Here is a 17538-nt window from a genome sequence, read left to right on the forward strand (position 1 = left end):
ATGGTAAAATACTTGTAGAGTTATATCAAAATTGGATTGGTGAGTGATGTGTTGCAGCACAGGCAAGTTGAGGTTTGGGAGGCGCTGAATACGGAGCAACAACCCGTGGGTTTTATTGGTGTGGATGATAACTTTATCGAGATGTTATTTGTAGATCCGAGCCAACACGGGCAGGGTCTGGGACGTCTACTAATAGACCATACCTTCAAAATCAAAGGCCGTCACCTCAAGGTGGATGTTAATGAGCAGAATAGTGGGGCAGCCCAATTCTATGAAAAGATGGGATTTGTACAGATGGGGCGGTCCGAATTGGATAGTTCAGGTAATCCGTTTCCGCTATTGCATTTGGAGATCCAATAGAAACACCCCGGCAACCTTCTCCCTGAGATGGAAAGGTTGCTGGGGTGTTTTGCGTTTCTCATACCGATTAGCTACGGTCAATGGACCGGGCCGGAAGGGGATCTTTTTTACCGGAGATTAATGCGTCTCTTCATCCAGAAACGGTTTGTTCACCGCGTAATACATAAAGCCCATCAACAGCACACCACCCACCAGATTACCCAAGGTCACTGGCACCAGGTTGTGAAGCACACCATCAAATGAAATTGTCCCCGGGTGGTTCAGCACAAGTGCAATCGCGAATGTACACATATTGGCGATGCTGTGCTCATATCCCGAGATGAAGAAGCAGAACACAAAGAGCATCATGGCAAACATTTTGGCTCCATTCTCCTTCATGAACATCGGCACAAAGAACGCCATACATACGAGCCAGTTACACAAAATTCCCCGGAAAAAGAGCTGCATGGTTGGGACCTCCATCTTGTGCTCCACCACGCTTAACAGAAACCCATTCACCTGGGACGAGTCGAACAATCCCGTCAGGTAGATTAACAGGGCAAACACGGCTGCGCCCATCAGATTACCGCTATAACTCGCAATCCACAGCTTGATCACTTCGAACCATCGCAGCTTCTTGCGCAGCGCCGCATACGTGTAATAAAACGTATTGCCCGTGAACAGGTCACCCCCGCCATAGGCGATCAGAATGATGGCCGCGCCAAACGTAATGGCTGCCATCGGATAGGTAAACGGGGACTGCTCCATATAAAAGAAGTTACCTGTCTTAAACGCCACGATGACGCCGAATCCGATAAACATACTGGCCAGCATGGAGCGTGCAAGGTACCTGATTAAGCTTTGTTTGTAAATCTTGTGTTTCTTCAGAGCAAGTTGTTCCACGTTCCGTAGAGCTTCCGTTTCCATAATTCTCCTCCAATAGTTAAGTTGAATGATTGCATTAACTTACAAATCTCACCAAGGTCCTTTTATTATAACGATTTTTGAGATAGTAACACGCTTTTTCAGAAAAAGAATATCTTTAACCAGTTTAAGTTTATTTTGGGTGTAAACATATAATATGTGTTCATATTGTTTGCACTTTTTGATCAGTTATTTGCATATTTTTCTCGTTCCAAAATTTATATAGAACAATGTATCCCCATGTTAAGTGAAATTTGTATGGGTTACATCGATATAATCTTCTTTTATCTGGGTTTTTTACTAGTTGTTTTGTTCAGAAATTGTTCAGAGCATCTTGATAAACTTTGTGCGGAAAATGAAGTTTTATTGGGAGGAACAAATATGAATCAGGATTGGAAAAAGGTGTTGCTGACTTCACTGGTAGTAGGAATGCTATGGGGTACTCAATTTGTCAACGCAGCAGAGCAAACTGGAGAATCAACAGACTCCATATCATCGGTTTTTACAGATCAGAACGATATCCGTTCGACCTCTCTTCAAGCGGTAAAGGAAGCAGTAGAGAAAGGGTTGATCTCAGGTTATCCAGATGGATCATTTCACCCTGACCAGCCTTTGACTCGAAGAGAAATGGCCGTGTTGCTGGCCAAAGCATCACAATTAGAGATTGATAAGACTTCCAACACTGGACTTAAACATTCAGATTGGGCGACTCCTTATATTGAAGCAATTCGTCAAGAGGGATGGATGACTGGAGATGCAAGAGGCAATTTCCGTGCTAACGATCCGATTCGTCGGGAAGAGCTTGCTTCCATTTTGGTAAGAGTGACAGGAACACAAGGAGCAAAAGGAGGACAACAACAGACGCTTGCAGATGAATCCACGGTGAGTGGCTGGGCTAAAGAACAGGTACATACTGCGTTGAAATTGGGGTTATTGGATTCCAATGAGGGGAAATTTGAATCCAGAGCTCTGGTACAACGACAAGATATAGCGAAGGTTCTCGTAGATGTTTTCCAGACGGGTGAACGAGCAGCTTCTTTGACTGCATTGGACGGAGACGTTGCCTATATGGATGGACGTCCTTTTGTGATCAGTCAGGAATTGCAAAGGATTTTGAATGATGAGAACAAAGAAGCATTGCAGAACGCAGTAATTACTTATGATGCACGTACACGTAACCTGTCTGCCTTATCAGAAATCCAGATTACCCAAGAAGGCACACTTCAAAATTACGTGACATTGAATTTGGTCGGTACCTCCTATCAAGGTATGGTCACAGTCTCTTCAAATCATGTTGCTCTCAAGGCCGATACCTTGTCCAAGGTTGTATTAAAAACAGGCGTAAGTGCGATAACGATTGATGGAGATATCGATGCGGTAACCGTAGATACGACTGACAAAGTCACTGTTCTTGGAAGTGGGACGTGGAAGGAAGTTGTGTTGAAAGACGTGAAATCCATTATTCAATTACCGGCAAGTGTGAAAACGAATACAGTTATTCTTCCAAAGGGCGGCGTAGCCTCACAGATCATTCGCAGTGCACCGCCACTGACCACACCATCCAGCAATACTGGGGCAAGCAACTCCAATTCTGGCTCGGGATCTTCAACACCAGCTCCTACACCGACTCCTACGCCGACACCAACTCCAGAACCTGAGCCGCCGGTTATTGTACCTCCGTCTCCCGAGAATCAACCGCCTGTTGTTCAGTCTAGCATTTCTGACATGATGGTATATCTCGGAGAGGGCATGCAAGAGATTGATCTCAGTGCTGTATTTACTGATGCGGATGCGGATGAGCTGAGCTATGAGATTACGGAGATCGATCCTAACATCGCTACTGCGGATATTCAGGGTTCAAAATTGAAAATTATGGCCACTGCTATAGGCCAAACAACGGTTACGTTGAAAGCTGCAGATGGAAAAGGAGGAAGTGTATCGGCTTCATTCATTTATGTGGTCAAACCGGTCTTAATTCCACCACCTTTACCGCCATTTCCGCCATTTCCGCCAATCATCATTCCACAACCACCAATCAACCATGTTCCTGAAGTGGTAAAAACACTGCCAACTGTTGGAGTTGAACTGGGTACCGTGAGAAAGACGGTTGATTTGGCTGGTGTGTTCACAGATATGGATGGCGACATTCTAACGTATACAGCACAATCTTCTGATCCAGCTGTGGTAGAAGTGAGTGTCCAAGGAGATATATTGACTTTAGACCTCAAGAACGTTGTTGGTTCCGCAACCGTTACCGTTAAGGCTACTGATCCCGCTGGTAAAGATGTCGAGACGACATTTACGGTTAAGGTGGAGGACCCGGATGAAGGAAAGGGTATGTTTATTTCCGAGGTAGTCTGGGGAGAAGACACTACTCAGGCAATTGAATTGTATAATCCAACGTCCAAACCAATTGAACTCAGTCAGTTTGAAATTAAACGTAGTGATATTGATGATCCGATTACGTTTGCTTTCGGAACAACCATTGCACCTTATAAAACATTGGTCATTGCCGATGACTCTACGGATTTCCCGATCAATGAGGACGAAATCTACTATGTGTCCTTTAATTTTGATATTGATCAACCCCAAGACATCACTTTGATACTCTATCAGATTAGCGATGGGGAACCTATGGATACAGCCATCTTGAAGCCTGCGCAATCTTTAACAAGAACGTCAGGTAATGTTCATGGTGATGTAAATTATGACGGGGCACGGTGGATCCAACAAGGAGAGAACTACTACAACGGTCTGGGTAATTACACATCCTCACCTTCCATTCCTTAATTTTGAAATATCTCACATCATGAAGGAGAACCTCTATGCCAAAAATAAGAAGGACTGTGCAGCTCGCTTTGATTGCGTTGCTTCTTTCCAACACTGTGCCTGTATCTGCACAACATGATAAGTCGGAGGCACAGACTATGTCTGTGTCTGACATATCCTCAGATGATAATAAGAATAGCAAATTAAACGAAGTTATGAACAGGGCCGTAACCATGGGGTTCATCAAAGGGGATCCAGATGGGAATGTTCGTGCAGCTGACCCAATCACCCGTCAGGAACTGGCAGTTGTTCTTGCTCAAGCTCTGGGTCTCACACAGGACAAGTCAGTCTCAGCATCTTTTACGGATGTGAAATCTACTAGCTGGTCAGCACCTTCGATTCAGGCGGTCAAGAAGGCGGGGATTTTGCAAGGAGATGCAACAGGGAGTTTCCGTCCACAGGCCCAGATCACTGGACAGGAACTGGTAACAGTTCTGGTAAGAGCCACGGCTTTGGCTAAACAAGAAGTTCAGGGAGATCCTCTTCCTTCAGATTGGGAAGGAGCGAGTACGTGGGCTGCTCCATATATTCGAACTGCTGAGAAGGCTGAACTTCTAAGCGAATATCAGGGAGAGAATAAAGTTAAACAAGGACTTGTTCGTGGCGAAGCCATAGGCATGTTGTTGTCGGCCATGTTCCCGGAAAACCGCTTGTCTGTCATTCAGTCCATCGAAGGAAAGCAGATTCAGATCAACGGTGTTATCTATCAGATCTCTGAACAAGTGGCAGGTCTTCTGAATCATCGCAATAAGGCTGTACTGGCTCAGGCTGGAATACGGTTTAAGCGTCAAAATCATATGCTCACCGAAATTAACGGGTTGGAAATTAGAACGGGAGGTCAGGATGCGGCCCCAGGAAAAGCTGAATTTAGCGGCAATCTGCTATTGGATGGCGGAGACACTGTAATTCAGGGGGATCTAACCACGAAAGCAGACTTTGTTTCAGTGCAAGGACTTACAGTCAAGGGCAAACTGACGATTGCCCCCGAGGTGAAACATGATTTTTATGCCAAAAATATCAATGTGGCACAGTCTGTCTTCGTTTATGGCGGCGATAATAATACGGTTGTATTTGAAAATTCCATTCTCAATACTGTGGGTGTAGATAAAAGCGATGTACATGTGGCACTAACAGGGAATACCCGTACTCAAGAAGTTAACGTTAGATCAGACAGTATGCTTGTTATCGAGAAAACGGCTAATCTCCCGTTATTAAATATTCTCGAAGGTGCAAGCAAAGTGGAACTACAAGGAACCATTGAGACGGTCCATGTGAATACATCCAAGTCTCTGCAACTCAACGGTAACATTACTTTACAGCAACTCAATGTGGATGGGACAGGCGCTGTAAACATTAATGCAGCAGGCTCCGTTCAGCAGCTTCAAGTGAATAACCCTTCCGCGCAGGTTAATGTGGCGGACAATGTAAAAGTTTCGGAGATTTCTTTGGCTGCTGGAGTCTCGTCTTCAGTTGTAAGTGGAAATACAGGAACATCATCTCCAAATCCGGTATCTCCTTCGTTAGGGGGAGTAAGTGGGGGGAGTGGAGGCGGAACATCTCCTGTTGTTGCCAATCGTGCTCCTGAATTACTCAAACCATTCGAAAGTCGCAAGTTTACGCAGAATGGACAAGGAGCAACGTTAAACCTAAACAATTATGTGACTGATCCGGACGGTGACTTGGTAACTTATACGATCAGTTCATCCAAACCTGACGTTGCAAAGGTTATCCTGAATGGATCGCAATTGGATGTTGTTCCCTTGGAGGATGGCACGGCTACCATAACAGTAACTTCAAATGACGGTCGTGGTAAAAGGCTGAGATCCACATTCGAAGTCTACGTGAATAGACCTCCTCTTGCATCACCAATTCCTGATCAGGAATTGATAGCTGAGTCAGGTAGCAAGGATGTAGATCTCATGGTCTATGTTATGGATGATGTGAAGTATGAATCGGAGTTGCTATACAGTGTAACAAACAGTGCCCCGGAAATCGTGGACACTGAAATCGTGAAATCGAACTATGCTGAATCTGTGTTGAGGTTAACGCCTAAAAAGGCAGGGGAAGTTATTCTTAAAATTAAGGTGGATGATGGGCAAATTGCAGATGATGGCAGTACGGGAATTACTGAACTCGACATGAAAGTTGTTGTGTTGCCACCACTCAATCGTGCGCCTGTGGGGGAAGCTCCATCGAAAATAGAGGTATACCTGGGGGATGATATCCCTGTAGTGAAATTGAACGATATATATACTGATCCAGACGGTGATTCTTTGACGTATACAGCGACTTCATCCAATCCAGACGGGGTAACAGTAGAGGAGAATAATGGTGAACTGAAGTTAACATCACTGCAAAATGGGACGTATACGATTTCTTACACAGTGAATGACGGTAACGGAGGAATCACTGAAGATTCCTTTGACATCGATATTCTATTAGTACCAAATCATAATCCGGTAGGAAACTCACCAGGATGGGTTGAAGCATATCTGGGTTTCCTCACAGATCCTATCCCCTCGGTGAACTTAAATAATTATTATACAGATCCGGATGGTGACCCGCTCACATTCAGTGCATACTCTTCTAATTCTGATTTAATTGTTGAGGAGGAAGAGGGTATACTGAGCTTTACCGCTCTAGAATTTGGAGAATACATCATTTATTATTCAGTTGAGGATGGAAAAGGTGGTCTCATTTCAACTGCATTTCAGATAAGGGTTAATCCTAAGCCTAATTCTTCTCCGGTGCTTACTCAGCATCTACCTGCTCAAACGGTGTTTGTAGGCAAGGAAGATGCGATCATTAATCTCTCGGATTATTTTAATGATCCCGATGGAGATGCATTAGAGTTCCATACACCACTTGATTTCAATAATCTCCTGATCGCAGGGGTGGATATTCAAGAAAACAAGCTGATTATTCATCCAAGACAGGTTGGTAAATTTCAAGCTAACATCAAAGCAAAAGATATGTATGGAAAAGAAGCGTCAACCTATATTGACATTGAAGTTCTTGAATCTGGGAATATCAGTTCAATTCCGGATCAAACGGTAACATGGCCTTGGTCAACTCTGAATCTTGACCTGACATCGTACTTGATGAATTTTGATACAGCTACGTTAACAGTGGATGCTTCCTCAGCAGATCCCAATATTGCGACAGTCTCTACCAATAGTTCACAGATAACTGTTGCTCCAGTTGCTGCAGGAAATACGACAGTCACGTTAACGGTATATGACCAGAAAGGTCGTAGCGAACAAGCATCCTTTGGCGTGACTATACAAGGAGAGCCTACTGGTCCTAACTTGGCCCCTGAGGTAGTAAGTACCATTTACGAACAAGTATTGACACCTAATGTAACGAATGAGCGCATGTATGATCTGAGTCAACTATTCAGTGACCCCGATGGAGATGTGTTGCAATTCACGATAAGCAATAGCTCAAACGAAGCAGTGAATGCAAGCATTAATGGTAACCAGATCATACTAAAACCGGGAACAGGGAATGTAGTCGCTCCTCTAACCATAACAGCAAAGGATGGAAAAGGTGGACAGGTAGATTACACCTTCAACGTTCGTACTGCTTCTCTGGTTAACGGTGGGGTCATGCAGATCAATACGAAGTCCGGTGTCATAGATCCTCTGACCTTTACAGCGTCCAATTGGTTCCCTGGACAGACGAGTTTTAAAGTATATAGTGGTACGCCAGATTCGACGTTTACAGGGCCGGATCCGATTAATTCTTCCCAGATCCCTTTGAGTGTATCTCCATTATTATTCTGGATCATAGGGAATGACGGTAGGGCCGTTGTTGTTCAGGTAAACTCGAAAAATCAGGGCACGTCAGAGTTGTTCTTTTCTCAGTATGCTGATGCAGGGGACGGACGCAGTGTAGTTCAACTTTATTACACAGGTGATGGTGATCCCTCACATAAAGCAAGCGGGTATCAGTTGGAAGTTCATCAGTGGATGAAACAGACATCCACAATGAAAGTGACAACCAAAAACATACTTGATGTTACTCCAGGGTTACCTTATTTAAACATCAATTATACTTTTTACGACTTTTTCGATATAACTACAGCCCAGTATTACAATGATGAATTGGAATTGTATAACCCGAATGAGTATAATGTCGTTGCTTTGGTTCTCAAAAAGGATGGACGAATTGTAGATGTGTTAGGAGATCCAACTTCACATGATCAATTCATGCCTGCTGGAGGGACGTTTATCCGAAAACGCGGGATATATACGGGTTCACAACAGTTCTCATTAACCGGTGAATGGAATGAGTTCCCTAAAGGAACTTTACAGTACGTGGGTAGACATACACCGTAGAATTGTATTTGCTACAATGACGTTCAGTTTAACAGATGTTACGTCCCAATAACGAAATAAAAATCCTCCATGCTCTGAAAGAGAGTATGGAGGATTTTTTCATTTAACCGGATAGGGATGCATGCAGGATCTGAGAATCTCAATGTTCTGTTCTTCCGTTCGTTCACGCGGTGCCAATTCTTCTGCATATGAACGCTCCAACTTGGCGCGCATGAAACGTTCTGCATATTCGTTCGGGCGAGAGTGAAGTTCTTTGGCGTACTCACCAAATGCGCAGACGTCCCGTACCTTTTCTAGCACACTGTTCAGTAGAGGACTGCCTGCATAGAGCAAGGACGCCGTCTCTTCAGATTCAAACTTGAGGAACAAAATAGCCTTCTGTAGGGCGTTGATTTCACCTTGGGTGAGGTAAATGGGTTTCGTAGTATGCTCTCCTGATGCTTCTGATGTTCCCGGTGAAAATGGTTCATGGTCCTGATTCATAAAACATCACTTCCTGATATGGAATGCAGTTCTCGCTTGGCGGAAGCGCCCAAATTCGGATGAGATTGAAGCGATTCCAGCGCAAGGATAGCCCTTGGATCTCATCCAAAAGTGGGGAAGACCCTGCCATGCCTAAAGCTCTCCATGCTTCGATACGGATTAGATCCTCTTCATGTGTATCCATACCAATAGCGAGAACTTGCTGAGTAAGAAGGCTATCGGTCAGCTCAATCAGGTCACGAAGCGCCTGTAGTTTCTCTTCACCGCTAATTTCGTTAAACTCAGGGTGTTCATCGTTGTTATAATTCAAATGATTCATATCAGACATTGGCTATCATTCACCTCCGGAAGAATATTAAGAATGGGGCGGAAGAATGATCGGACGGGAAGCCAAGGCTTCTTCCACAATCTGTTCAGGCGTCAGGTCTCGATCATCCCAGAAAATCAGATTACTGATCTCTGCATGAGGCACCTGCTGCTGTAGCTCCGTCAACATGTCATCCAACTCGGCTTCGGTTCCTTCGGCGTCCATCAGTTTGCGAACCAATTCGACCAAATGTAATCTATTGTTCATATCGATACCTCCTGAATGATTCATAGAGTGAACCAACTAGTCTTTCATGGGCTGATTCAATGGATCATACGTAATGAGCACCGGAAAAAATTTGGGCTCAAGCATCAGACTAATGTGTTTTTCGTCTTGATCAGTATATGAAATGATATAGTTCCCGAAATGAGACTCGTAGATAAAGTCTTGGAATTCAAAGGAATGTTCGGCATACTTTATCTTCACATATAACGTAGTTACTCCTCGGGCTAAGGTTTCTTTTAACACAGGAATTTGGGCCAAAAGCATAATAGAAACAAGAAAAATTAGTATACGTTTAGCTAGACGGGTCAGATGGATTCACCCCATTATCGTTATCAATTTTTAACAATTCATGAAGGCCCATCTCAAAATAGATGTCACTCCATAAGGAGAGCCAGATTACCAAACTGCTCGCCTTTTTCCATGCGTTCGAACGCTTTCGCTGCGTCCTGTAACGGATAAACACCATCAATTACAGGATGTATATCATGTTGCTCCACCCATTGCAGCATCTGGATAAACTCCTCACGGCTGCCCATAGAGGTGCCGATCAGACTGATCTGCGGGAAGAAGATAGAGCGAATGGGTAGGGTCAGATTATCCCCCGAGCTTGCGCCATACATCACGATACGTCCGCCTGGTCTGATTATATCAAAATATTTCGGGAACATGGCTTGTCCGATGCTATCCAAGACGATATCCACAGGTTCCAGATCGTTCTGCAAACACCAATCGGCATGACTATCCAATGCATGGGTAGCACCCAAGCGCAGTGCCTCATTTCTTTTGGCTTCACTTCTGGAAGTAACAGTCACCTTGGCACCAGCGGCTACGGCTATGAGCAGGGCATAGGTCGCTACACCACCGCCAATACCGGGAATGAGGATATGTTCACCTTGTTTCATTTCACCACGAGTGAACAAAGCACGGTAGGCCGTCAACGCCGAAAGGGACAGCACGCCTGCTTCCTCCCAAGATAGGTGGGCTGGCTTAGGCAGAGCATTTTCGGCAGGTAACGTGATATATTGAGCCAGCGTTCCATCCGTAGGGCCACCAACAATATCGGGTACGGTCGGCACTTCAGATGCATGTTCCCAACCGAGTGTAGGATGGATAATGACTTCATCACCTATTGCGAACCCTCTTACACCTTCGCCAATCTCAACGATGATACCTGCTCCATCGGAACCGGGAATGAGCGGGGCTTCCTGACTGGTGCGTCCTGCCATAATGAAAAGATCCCGGTGATTAATTCCAGCGGATTTGAGTTGGATCCGCACTTCCCCGGTTGCTGGTACCCGAGATGTGGACTCTGTATATTGAAGACCTGCAAGGCCGCTCTGGCCTGAATGTACGATAGATTTCATGTTCATTATTCCTCCTGTCGATGTAAGCACATTTCACTACTGAGCCTCATTGTACAGATGGTGCAGATTCACGTAAAATGAACAAAAATGATTGTCAGTATCATTAAAAATAATAGATAAGCACTTTGCATGAATCGGATGATGCAGAATGCCGATATAACGACGAGCAGGTGATCAGGATATGGATGCAGGTGATTTGAAAATATTTCAGGCGGTTGCCCGCGAAGGTAGTATCAGTAAAGCTGCACTCGCACTTAATTATGTACAATCCAATGTAACCACGCGTATCAAACAGTTGGAGACACAGCTGCAAGTACCGCTGTTTCATCGTTCCAATCGGGGAATGTCTCTTACACCAGCGGGCGAGAATCTGCTTGTGTATGCGGATAGAATATTGCAATTATTATATGAAGCAGAGCAGGCCACACAAGTCGGTAACCCGCCGTCCGGCATGCTTCGTCTGGGTGCCATTGAGACAGCAGCTTCCACTTTCCTCACGCCGCTCCTGGCTGAATACAGTTCATGCTACCCGGAGGTACACCATTCACTTGTCACGGGTGGGACCCATGAACTGAATCAGAAAGTCATCCAACATGAATTGCATGGAGCATTAATATATGGCCCGATTGATCATCCTGAGCTGAACTATATGAAGATGTATGACGAGGAATTGGTGCTGATCGCTGAACCTGGCGTGCATGAGATACACGAGTTATTGTCCAGGCCGATGTTATTTTTTGAGATTGGATGCACACATCGCACTCAGGCGGAAGCCTTTTTGAAAGATCAGGGTATCTCGTCACTAAACGTTATGGACTATGGAACACTGGACACGATTCTGAATGGGGTATCTGCTGGACTCGGTGTATCATTGCTGCCACGGTCTTCAGTTACCAAAGCAGAATTAAGAGGTGAGATTGCAGTGTTACCTTTACCAGATCCCTATTGCCGTCTGGAAGTAGGATTTGTGTATGCCCGTGGTGAACATATATCTAGTGCGCTGAGCGCTTTGGTACAGATCATTACAGAACCGGAACTATAAGAGGTTGTTCAGAAGTTCGCTTTAGAACACGCACTATATAAGGAGTGATTGATCTTGGAGGATACTACGTTAACATTGACTGATGCATTTAATCAGGCAGACTTTATTATTGGTGGTCATGGCAGTCGCCAAGTCAAGGTGCTTCAAGAGGTATTACAACAAGTCGATGGGGAGACCTTCAGTGACCACTACGGCAACGGCCCCATCATCGAAGAATTTCAGCAACAGATGGCTGACGTTCTCGGCAAGGAATCGGCGGTGTTTTTCCCAAGCGGAACGATGGCGCAGCAGATTGCATTACGGATCTGGTGTGATCGCAAAGGGATAAAGCGAGTAGCCTATCACCCTCTATGCCATCTGGAAATCCATGAAGAAGATGGAGTGAAGGAGTTGCATCAGATCGAATCGATTTTGCTCGCGGACAAGGAGCGGTTGATACGTTTGGAAGATGTACAAGCGCTTAATCAGGACATTGCCTGTCTGTTGTTGGAACTGCCGCAACGCGAGATTGGTGGGCAATTGCCGGCGTATGAAGAACTGGAAGCGATCTCGGCCTATTGCCGTGAACGCGGGATTAAGCTGCATCTGGACGGGGCGCGCCTGTTCGAGATCACTCCCTATTATCAGAAAACGCCTGCGGAGATCTGCAGTTTGTTTGATACGGTGTATGTGTCCTTTTACAAAGGGGTCGGGGGCATTGCGGGAGCCATATTGGCTGGAGACACGGATGTGGTGCAAGAGTCAAAAGTATGGAAACGGCGGCACGGCGGAGATCTGATCGGCCTGTATCCGTATATTCTGAGTTCCCAGTATTATTTCAATGAACGGATTGGCAAAATGGAGCGTTATTACGAGCAGGCTCAAGAAATCGCCTCCCTATTGAATGCGTGTCACGGGATACATACCTTGCCCGAGGTGCCGGTATCCAATATGTTCCATGTACACTTTGCACTCGCTGCGCCGGAAGTTGAACCCATTCTTGTGCAAATGGCGCAGCAGTATGGCATAGGAATGACTTCCTATCTGAACAAGACGAGTGGGAACAGCTGTGCCTTTGAATTGTCTACGGGTGATCGTTATGAGAAACTTCCCCAGGATAAGCTGCGTGCAGCACTGGAATGGCTGGATCAAGAGTTGCGTAAACAGGTGAGATAAGCATAAAATACACAACGGCTGACCAGGGCTTAAAGTCTTGATTCAGCCGTTATTTGCGTGATCCAATTGCCGAGTGAGATATCTTTTAACCTCATCTTTGATACGAAAAAAGTATCAGTGAATCTACATTTTCTCCTGGATGTATTTGCGATAGAGAGCAGGCGTAATTTCCTCGAACTTTTTAAATATTTTGATAAAATATCCCGATTCATTAAATCCCAGCTCATCACTGATCTGTGAGACAGGCATGTCAGTGACCTCCAGCAATTGCTTGGCCCACTTAATTTTGAGTTTTGCCAGGTAGGTGGTGAAGTTCTCGCCCGTTTCCTTGGCAAATAATCTGCTGAAATAACTCGGACTCAGGTGGCATAGATCGGCCATTTGTTTGAGTGAAGCTTGTTCGCTTTTGTGACTGTGAATGTATTCAAAAGCAGGCTGAAGCACCGGGCTGATGCTTTCCGCATCACTTGGGCTGTTCTTGAGATAAGCATCCGCAATCGCATTGGTCATCTCTTTTTTGATCGACTCAATATTACGAATGGAGTACCCCGGCAGAATGGTGGAGAGGTTTAGAGACTCCTGATTGCCTGAAGCTTTCTCGAACATTTCCACTAACAGATTTTTGTTAAGCGCTTCTTCCACAATGTAGTTGCAGAGCAGGGATAACATGTTGGATATTTTCACAATCTCTTCATAGGTCATCACAGGCAGCTGGGCGTAATCGTCCTTTAATTCCTCCAGCTTGGCTGCATGCATGGGCACGTTCTTGGATGTGACAATCTGCTCCAGATCGCTACCTTTTTCCGGGTCGGCGAGCTTCACTTGTCCTGCCATCACGGCGCCGATATATTTGCCATCGATGGTGATCGGAATTGCGATATCTATAATATTGAAATGACACAGATACACATAAGGCTCATTTAACCGAACCGCTTCCAGACCACCGCGAGAATCGCATTTTTGGCAGTAGGGGAGAAGTTCGGGGTCTTTGCGTACATTCTGGCAGAAGGCCTGACAGCTGCTGTGGCTGGTTACGGGAATGCCTTTATAATCTACGGTGAGGATCGCAAGTTTGGTTACTGTGGCAAGAGAATCTTGTAGACGCTTCCATTTGTTAAGGTCGAGTATTTTATTAATGTGCAGATATTCTTTAATCATACGATGAAACCTCCATAGCTAACCTGATTCATGATTTAGGCCGTTAAAAGTTAGCAAGTTGTACATATTAAGATGTAATGATGACGGGTAATGTATGATGGGAGGTCAAAATTCAACCATCTCATGACAATAACATACCATGATTGCACCAAAAAGCAAAAAATTACGATTGTAAATTATAATAATTTGTTATCAAAGTCCACTGTAAACCTGCTAGCTATGCGTTATATTAAGGTCAATTGCAAGAGATTAAAATTTAATGTATTCACTACACCATTCCATATCCTTAGGAGGCTATATTAATATGAGAAAAGCATTTATCAGCCCAACCAAATATGTACAAGGCGAAGACGAATTGTTGAACCTGGGGTACTTTGTTAAATCCTTCGGAGAATCTGCCCTGCTGATTGCACATCCGGATGATGTACAGCGTGTCAAAGCAAAGCTTGATGCAACAGCAGAGAAATTCAATATTACATTTGTTGAAAGCGGTTTTAAAGGGGAATGTTCCCGTGAGGAAGTTGCTCGTCTGCAAGCGATCGCGAAGGAAAAAGGATGTGACTCTACCATCGGTCTTGGTGGCGGTAAAGCCATTGATGCAGCCAAATGTGTAGCAGAAGGCGAAGCACTGATCATCTGCCCAACGATTGCGGCAACAGACGCACCGACAAGTCACTCCGCTGTGTTGTACACACCGGATGGTTCTTTTGATGACTATGCTTACTTCAAACAAAGCCCAAGTGTGGTTCTCGTCGATACAACGGTAATCGCCAACGCACCAACTCGTTTCCTCGTATCCGGTATGGGAGATGCGCTCTCTACATACTTCGAAGCAAGAGCAACAGCGAAATCCTATTCCCGTGTAAACGCAAGTCTGCCAATGGGTTCCCGTGAAGGTTACACTCCATCTGCAGTAGGTACCAATGCGGCACTTGCATTGGCAAAACTGTGTTATGAAATGCTGCTGACTGACGGTGCAAAAGCAAAAGTGGCGAGTGACAGCAACGTTGTGACCCAAGCGCTGGAAAATATCGTTGAAACGAACATTCTCTTGTCTGGTCTTGGATTCGAAAGTGGCGGTCTGGCTGCGGCACATGCGATCCACAACGGTTTGACTGTTCTGGAGGGTACACATCATTTCTTCCACGGGGAAAAAGTATCCTTCGGTACGATTGCACAACTCGTGCTTGAAAATGCACCAACCGAAGAGCTGCATGAAGTCATGGACTTCTGTCTCGAAGTGGGACTGCCGATCAGCTTGGCAGATATCGGTGTAGATACGATTAGTCAGGAAGAGTTGTTGAAAGTGGCAGAGATCGCTTGTATTCCGGAAGAATCCATTCACGCGATGCCGTTCCCAATCACCGTTCCTGAAGTGGCTGCTGCCATTGCAGCGGCTGACCGCATGGGTCGTGAGTACAAAGCAGCTCACCGGGAGGCCAAATAATGAAGAAAATTATCAACCAGGCTGAACATGTTGTTATGGAAATGTGTAACGGGATTGCGCTTGCACACCCGGAGCTTGAATTTCTGAAAAAATATAAAGTCATCAAACGCAGAGAGATTCAGGCCGATAAAGTCAGCCTGATCAGTGGTGGCGGCAGCGGACATGAACCGGCTCACGCTGGTTATGTGGGTAAAGGAATGCTGGATGCAGCGGTATGTGGAGATGTATTCGCATCTCCTTCCCAAATCCAGGTGTATCAAGCGATCAAGGCAACAGCCAGCAATAAGGGTACACTTCTGATCATCAAGAACTACAGCGGCGACATGATGAACTTCAAAAATGCAGCGCATCTGGCTGAAGAAGATGGCATCGACGTACAGTATGTGCGTGTTGAGGATGACATCGCTGTACAAGACAGCTTGTATACCGTTGGACGTCGCGGCGTTGCCGGCACTGTATTGGTTCACAAGATTGCCGGAGCAGCAGCGGAAGAAGGCCGCAGCCTGGCAGATGTGAAATCTGTTGCTGAGAAAGCAGCTCAGAATGTTCGCAGTATTGGTTTTGGATTCACATCCTGTACCGTGCCAGCCAAAGGCACGCCTACCTTCGAAATTGCTGAAGACGAGATGGAATTCGGCGTAGGGATTCATGGTGAGCCAGGAATTCGTCGTGAGAAAATCGTATCTGCGGATGAATTGGCAGGACGTATGGTTGAAGCGTTGCTCGCAGACATGAAGCTGGATAAGGATGCATCCGCTGAGATTGCGGTGCTCGTGAATGGTTTTGGTGCAACGCCACTGCAAGAACTGTATCTGCTCAACAATTCCGTACAACGTGAGCTTGCAGGACATGCAGGTCTAAAGGTCGCTACTACGTTTGTAGGCAACTACATGACAAGTATCGATATGGCGGGTGCATCGGTTACGATCCTGAAACTGGATGATGAACTGAAAACACTGTTATTCAAGGAAAGTGATACACCTGCATTTAAAGTGTCTGGTCCTCCAGTAGCACAAGTCGCGTATTCCGAAGCACTGGAAGCGGTTGTGGGTGAAGACGCTCCCGTATCTTACGAAGTGGAGACGGATGCATCCGCTGCGGTAATCAAAGGCAATCAATTTTCACTGGACAATGTCGTCTATCTGATCGATAAAATGGGTGAGATCATCATCAAGAATGAAGTACCATTCTGTGAACTGGATTCCCATGCCGGTGATGGCGATTTCGGTATGAGTGTGGCAAAAGGCTTCCGCCAGTTGAAACGCGAATGGAATCACATCATTAACGAAGAGAAGAAAGACATCGGATCATTCCTCGATGCATGTTCCTTGGTCATCATGGAATATTGTGGCGGCGCATCCGGCCCAATCTGGGGTTCGGCATTCCGTGCGGCTGGCAAAGCAGTAGGGGATAAACAGCAATTAAACGTTGCTGAATTCGCCGAGATGATCCATGCAGCGGTGCAAGGGATTCAGTCTACAGGAGAACGTTCCTTCGGACGTGGCGCCGTTGTAGGTGATAAAACCTTGATCGATGCACTCGTTCCGTGTGCCGATTCCTGGACACAAAGTGCGGAGTCTGGCGATGACTTCAAAACCGCATTTGCCAAAGGGGCGGCAGCAGCTGTTGAAGGTGCGAAGAAAACGGAAGACATCGTGGCACGTATGGGACGTGCAGGTGCCGTCGGCGATCGTAGTCTGGGCTACCCGGATGCTGGCGCGTATGCGCTGGGTGTTATTTTCACAGAATTATCAGAGTCGATGAAATAAAGTTGAGCCCGTCAGCATTGAAATGTGATATGCATTAAAAGTGAGATGGGTAATATAAAGGTATAGATAAGAAGACCGCTCTGTAGCTTGGCTTAC

The 17538-nt window shown here is 45.6% G+C and carries 12 protein-coding genes and 1 pseudogene; 7 read left to right on the forward strand and 6 right to left on the reverse strand.

Annotated elements, in window-relative coordinates; genetic code table 11:
• Positions 1-60: 60 nt before the first annotated feature.
• Positions 61-360: pseudogene (locus ABTV53_RS03965) on the forward strand (GNAT family N-acetyltransferase); the annotation flags it as partial.
• Positions 361-477: 117 nt separating this feature from the next.
• Here ABTV53_RS03965 and ABTV53_RS03970 read toward each other — a convergent pair.
• Complete coding sequence (locus tag ABTV53_RS03970; protein ID WP_433750862.1) at positions 478-1266, reverse strand: formate/nitrite transporter family protein; 789 nt, start codon at positions 1264-1266, stop codon at positions 478-480.
• Positions 1267-1644: 378 nt separating this feature from the next.
• Between ABTV53_RS03970 and ABTV53_RS03975 the strand changes: the two genes are divergently transcribed.
• Together ABTV53_RS03975 and ABTV53_RS03980 are read left to right on the forward strand one after the other, a co-directional pair.
• Positions 1645-4053 (forward strand): S-layer homology domain-containing protein, encoded by a 2409-nt coding sequence (locus ABTV53_RS03975; RefSeq protein ID WP_433750865.1) that lies wholly within the window; start codon positions 1645-1647, stop codon positions 4051-4053.
• 35 nt (positions 4054-4088) lie between these two features.
• Positions 4089-8432, forward strand: a complete 4344-nt coding sequence (locus tag ABTV53_RS03980) for an Ig-like domain-containing protein (RefSeq protein WP_433750868.1) — start codon at positions 4089-4091, stop codon at positions 8430-8432.
• Positions 8433-8531: 99 nt separating this feature from the next.
• On the opposite strand, the gene ABTV53_RS03985 is transcribed toward ABTV53_RS03980, so the two are convergent.
• The 4 genes from ABTV53_RS03985 to ABTV53_RS04000 form a co-directional block, all read right to left on the reverse strand.
• Positions 8532-8915: a hypothetical protein gene (locus ABTV53_RS03985; protein ID WP_433750870.1), complete on the reverse strand. Its 384-nt coding sequence runs from the start codon at positions 8913-8915 to the stop codon at positions 8532-8534.
• The gene (locus tag ABTV53_RS03990; RefSeq protein WP_433750872.1) at positions 8899-9243 is read right to left on the reverse strand and encodes a hypothetical protein; all 345 of its coding nucleotides are present in this window, start codon (positions 9241-9243) and stop codon (positions 8899-8901) included. The genes ABTV53_RS03985 and ABTV53_RS03990 overlap by 17 nt, the downstream gene beginning before the upstream one ends.
• A 27-nt stretch (positions 9244-9270) precedes the next feature.
• Positions 9271-9489, reverse strand: a complete 219-nt coding sequence (locus tag ABTV53_RS03995; protein ID WP_433750874.1) for a bacteriocin immunity protein — start codon at positions 9487-9489, stop codon at positions 9271-9273.
• 392 nt (positions 9490-9881) lie between these two features.
• Positions 9882-10871 carry a quinone oxidoreductase family protein gene (locus tag ABTV53_RS04000; protein ID WP_433750877.1) on the reverse strand — a complete coding sequence of 330 codons (990 nt, stop codon included), beginning with the start codon at positions 10869-10871 and terminating at the stop codon, positions 9882-9884.
• 181 nt (positions 10872-11052) lie between these two features.
• Between ABTV53_RS04000 and ABTV53_RS04005 the strand changes: the two genes are divergently transcribed.
• Entirely contained in the window at positions 11053-11913 is an 861-nt protein-coding gene (locus ABTV53_RS04005; protein ID WP_433750880.1) for a LysR family transcriptional regulator, read from the forward strand.
• Between the two features lie 54 nt (positions 11914-11967).
• Positions 11968-13068: a threonine aldolase family protein gene (locus tag ABTV53_RS04010; protein WP_433750882.1), complete on the forward strand. Its 1101-nt coding sequence runs from the start codon at positions 11968-11970 to the stop codon at positions 13066-13068.
• Positions 13069-13191: 123 nt separating this feature from the next.
• Here ABTV53_RS04010 and ABTV53_RS04015 read toward each other — a convergent pair whose 3' ends face one another.
• Entirely contained in the window at positions 13192-14226 is a 1035-nt protein-coding gene (locus ABTV53_RS04015; protein WP_433750885.1) for a PocR ligand-binding domain-containing protein, read from the reverse strand.
• A gap of 304 nt (positions 14227-14530) precedes the next feature.
• On the opposite strand from ABTV53_RS04015, the gene ABTV53_RS04020 reads away from it, so the two are divergent.
• Together ABTV53_RS04020 and dhaK are read left to right on the forward strand one after the other, a co-directional pair.
• Positions 14531-15673 (forward strand): glycerol dehydrogenase, encoded by a 1143-nt coding sequence (locus tag ABTV53_RS04020; RefSeq protein ID WP_433750887.1) that lies wholly within the window; start codon positions 14531-14533, stop codon positions 15671-15673.
• Positions 15673-17442 carry a dihydroxyacetone kinase subunit DhaK gene (gene dhaK / locus ABTV53_RS04025; protein ID WP_433750890.1) on the forward strand — a complete coding sequence of 590 codons (1770 nt, stop codon included), beginning with the start codon at positions 15673-15675 and terminating at the stop codon, positions 17440-17442. Before ABTV53_RS04020 ends, dhaK begins: the two co-directional genes overlap by 1 nt.
• Positions 17443-17538: the final 96 nt, after the last annotated feature.

The organism is Paenibacillus amylolyticus, from assembly GCF_050990605.1.
Classification (GTDB): Bacteria; Bacillota; Bacilli; order Paenibacillales; family Paenibacillaceae; genus Paenibacillus; species Paenibacillus amylolyticus_H.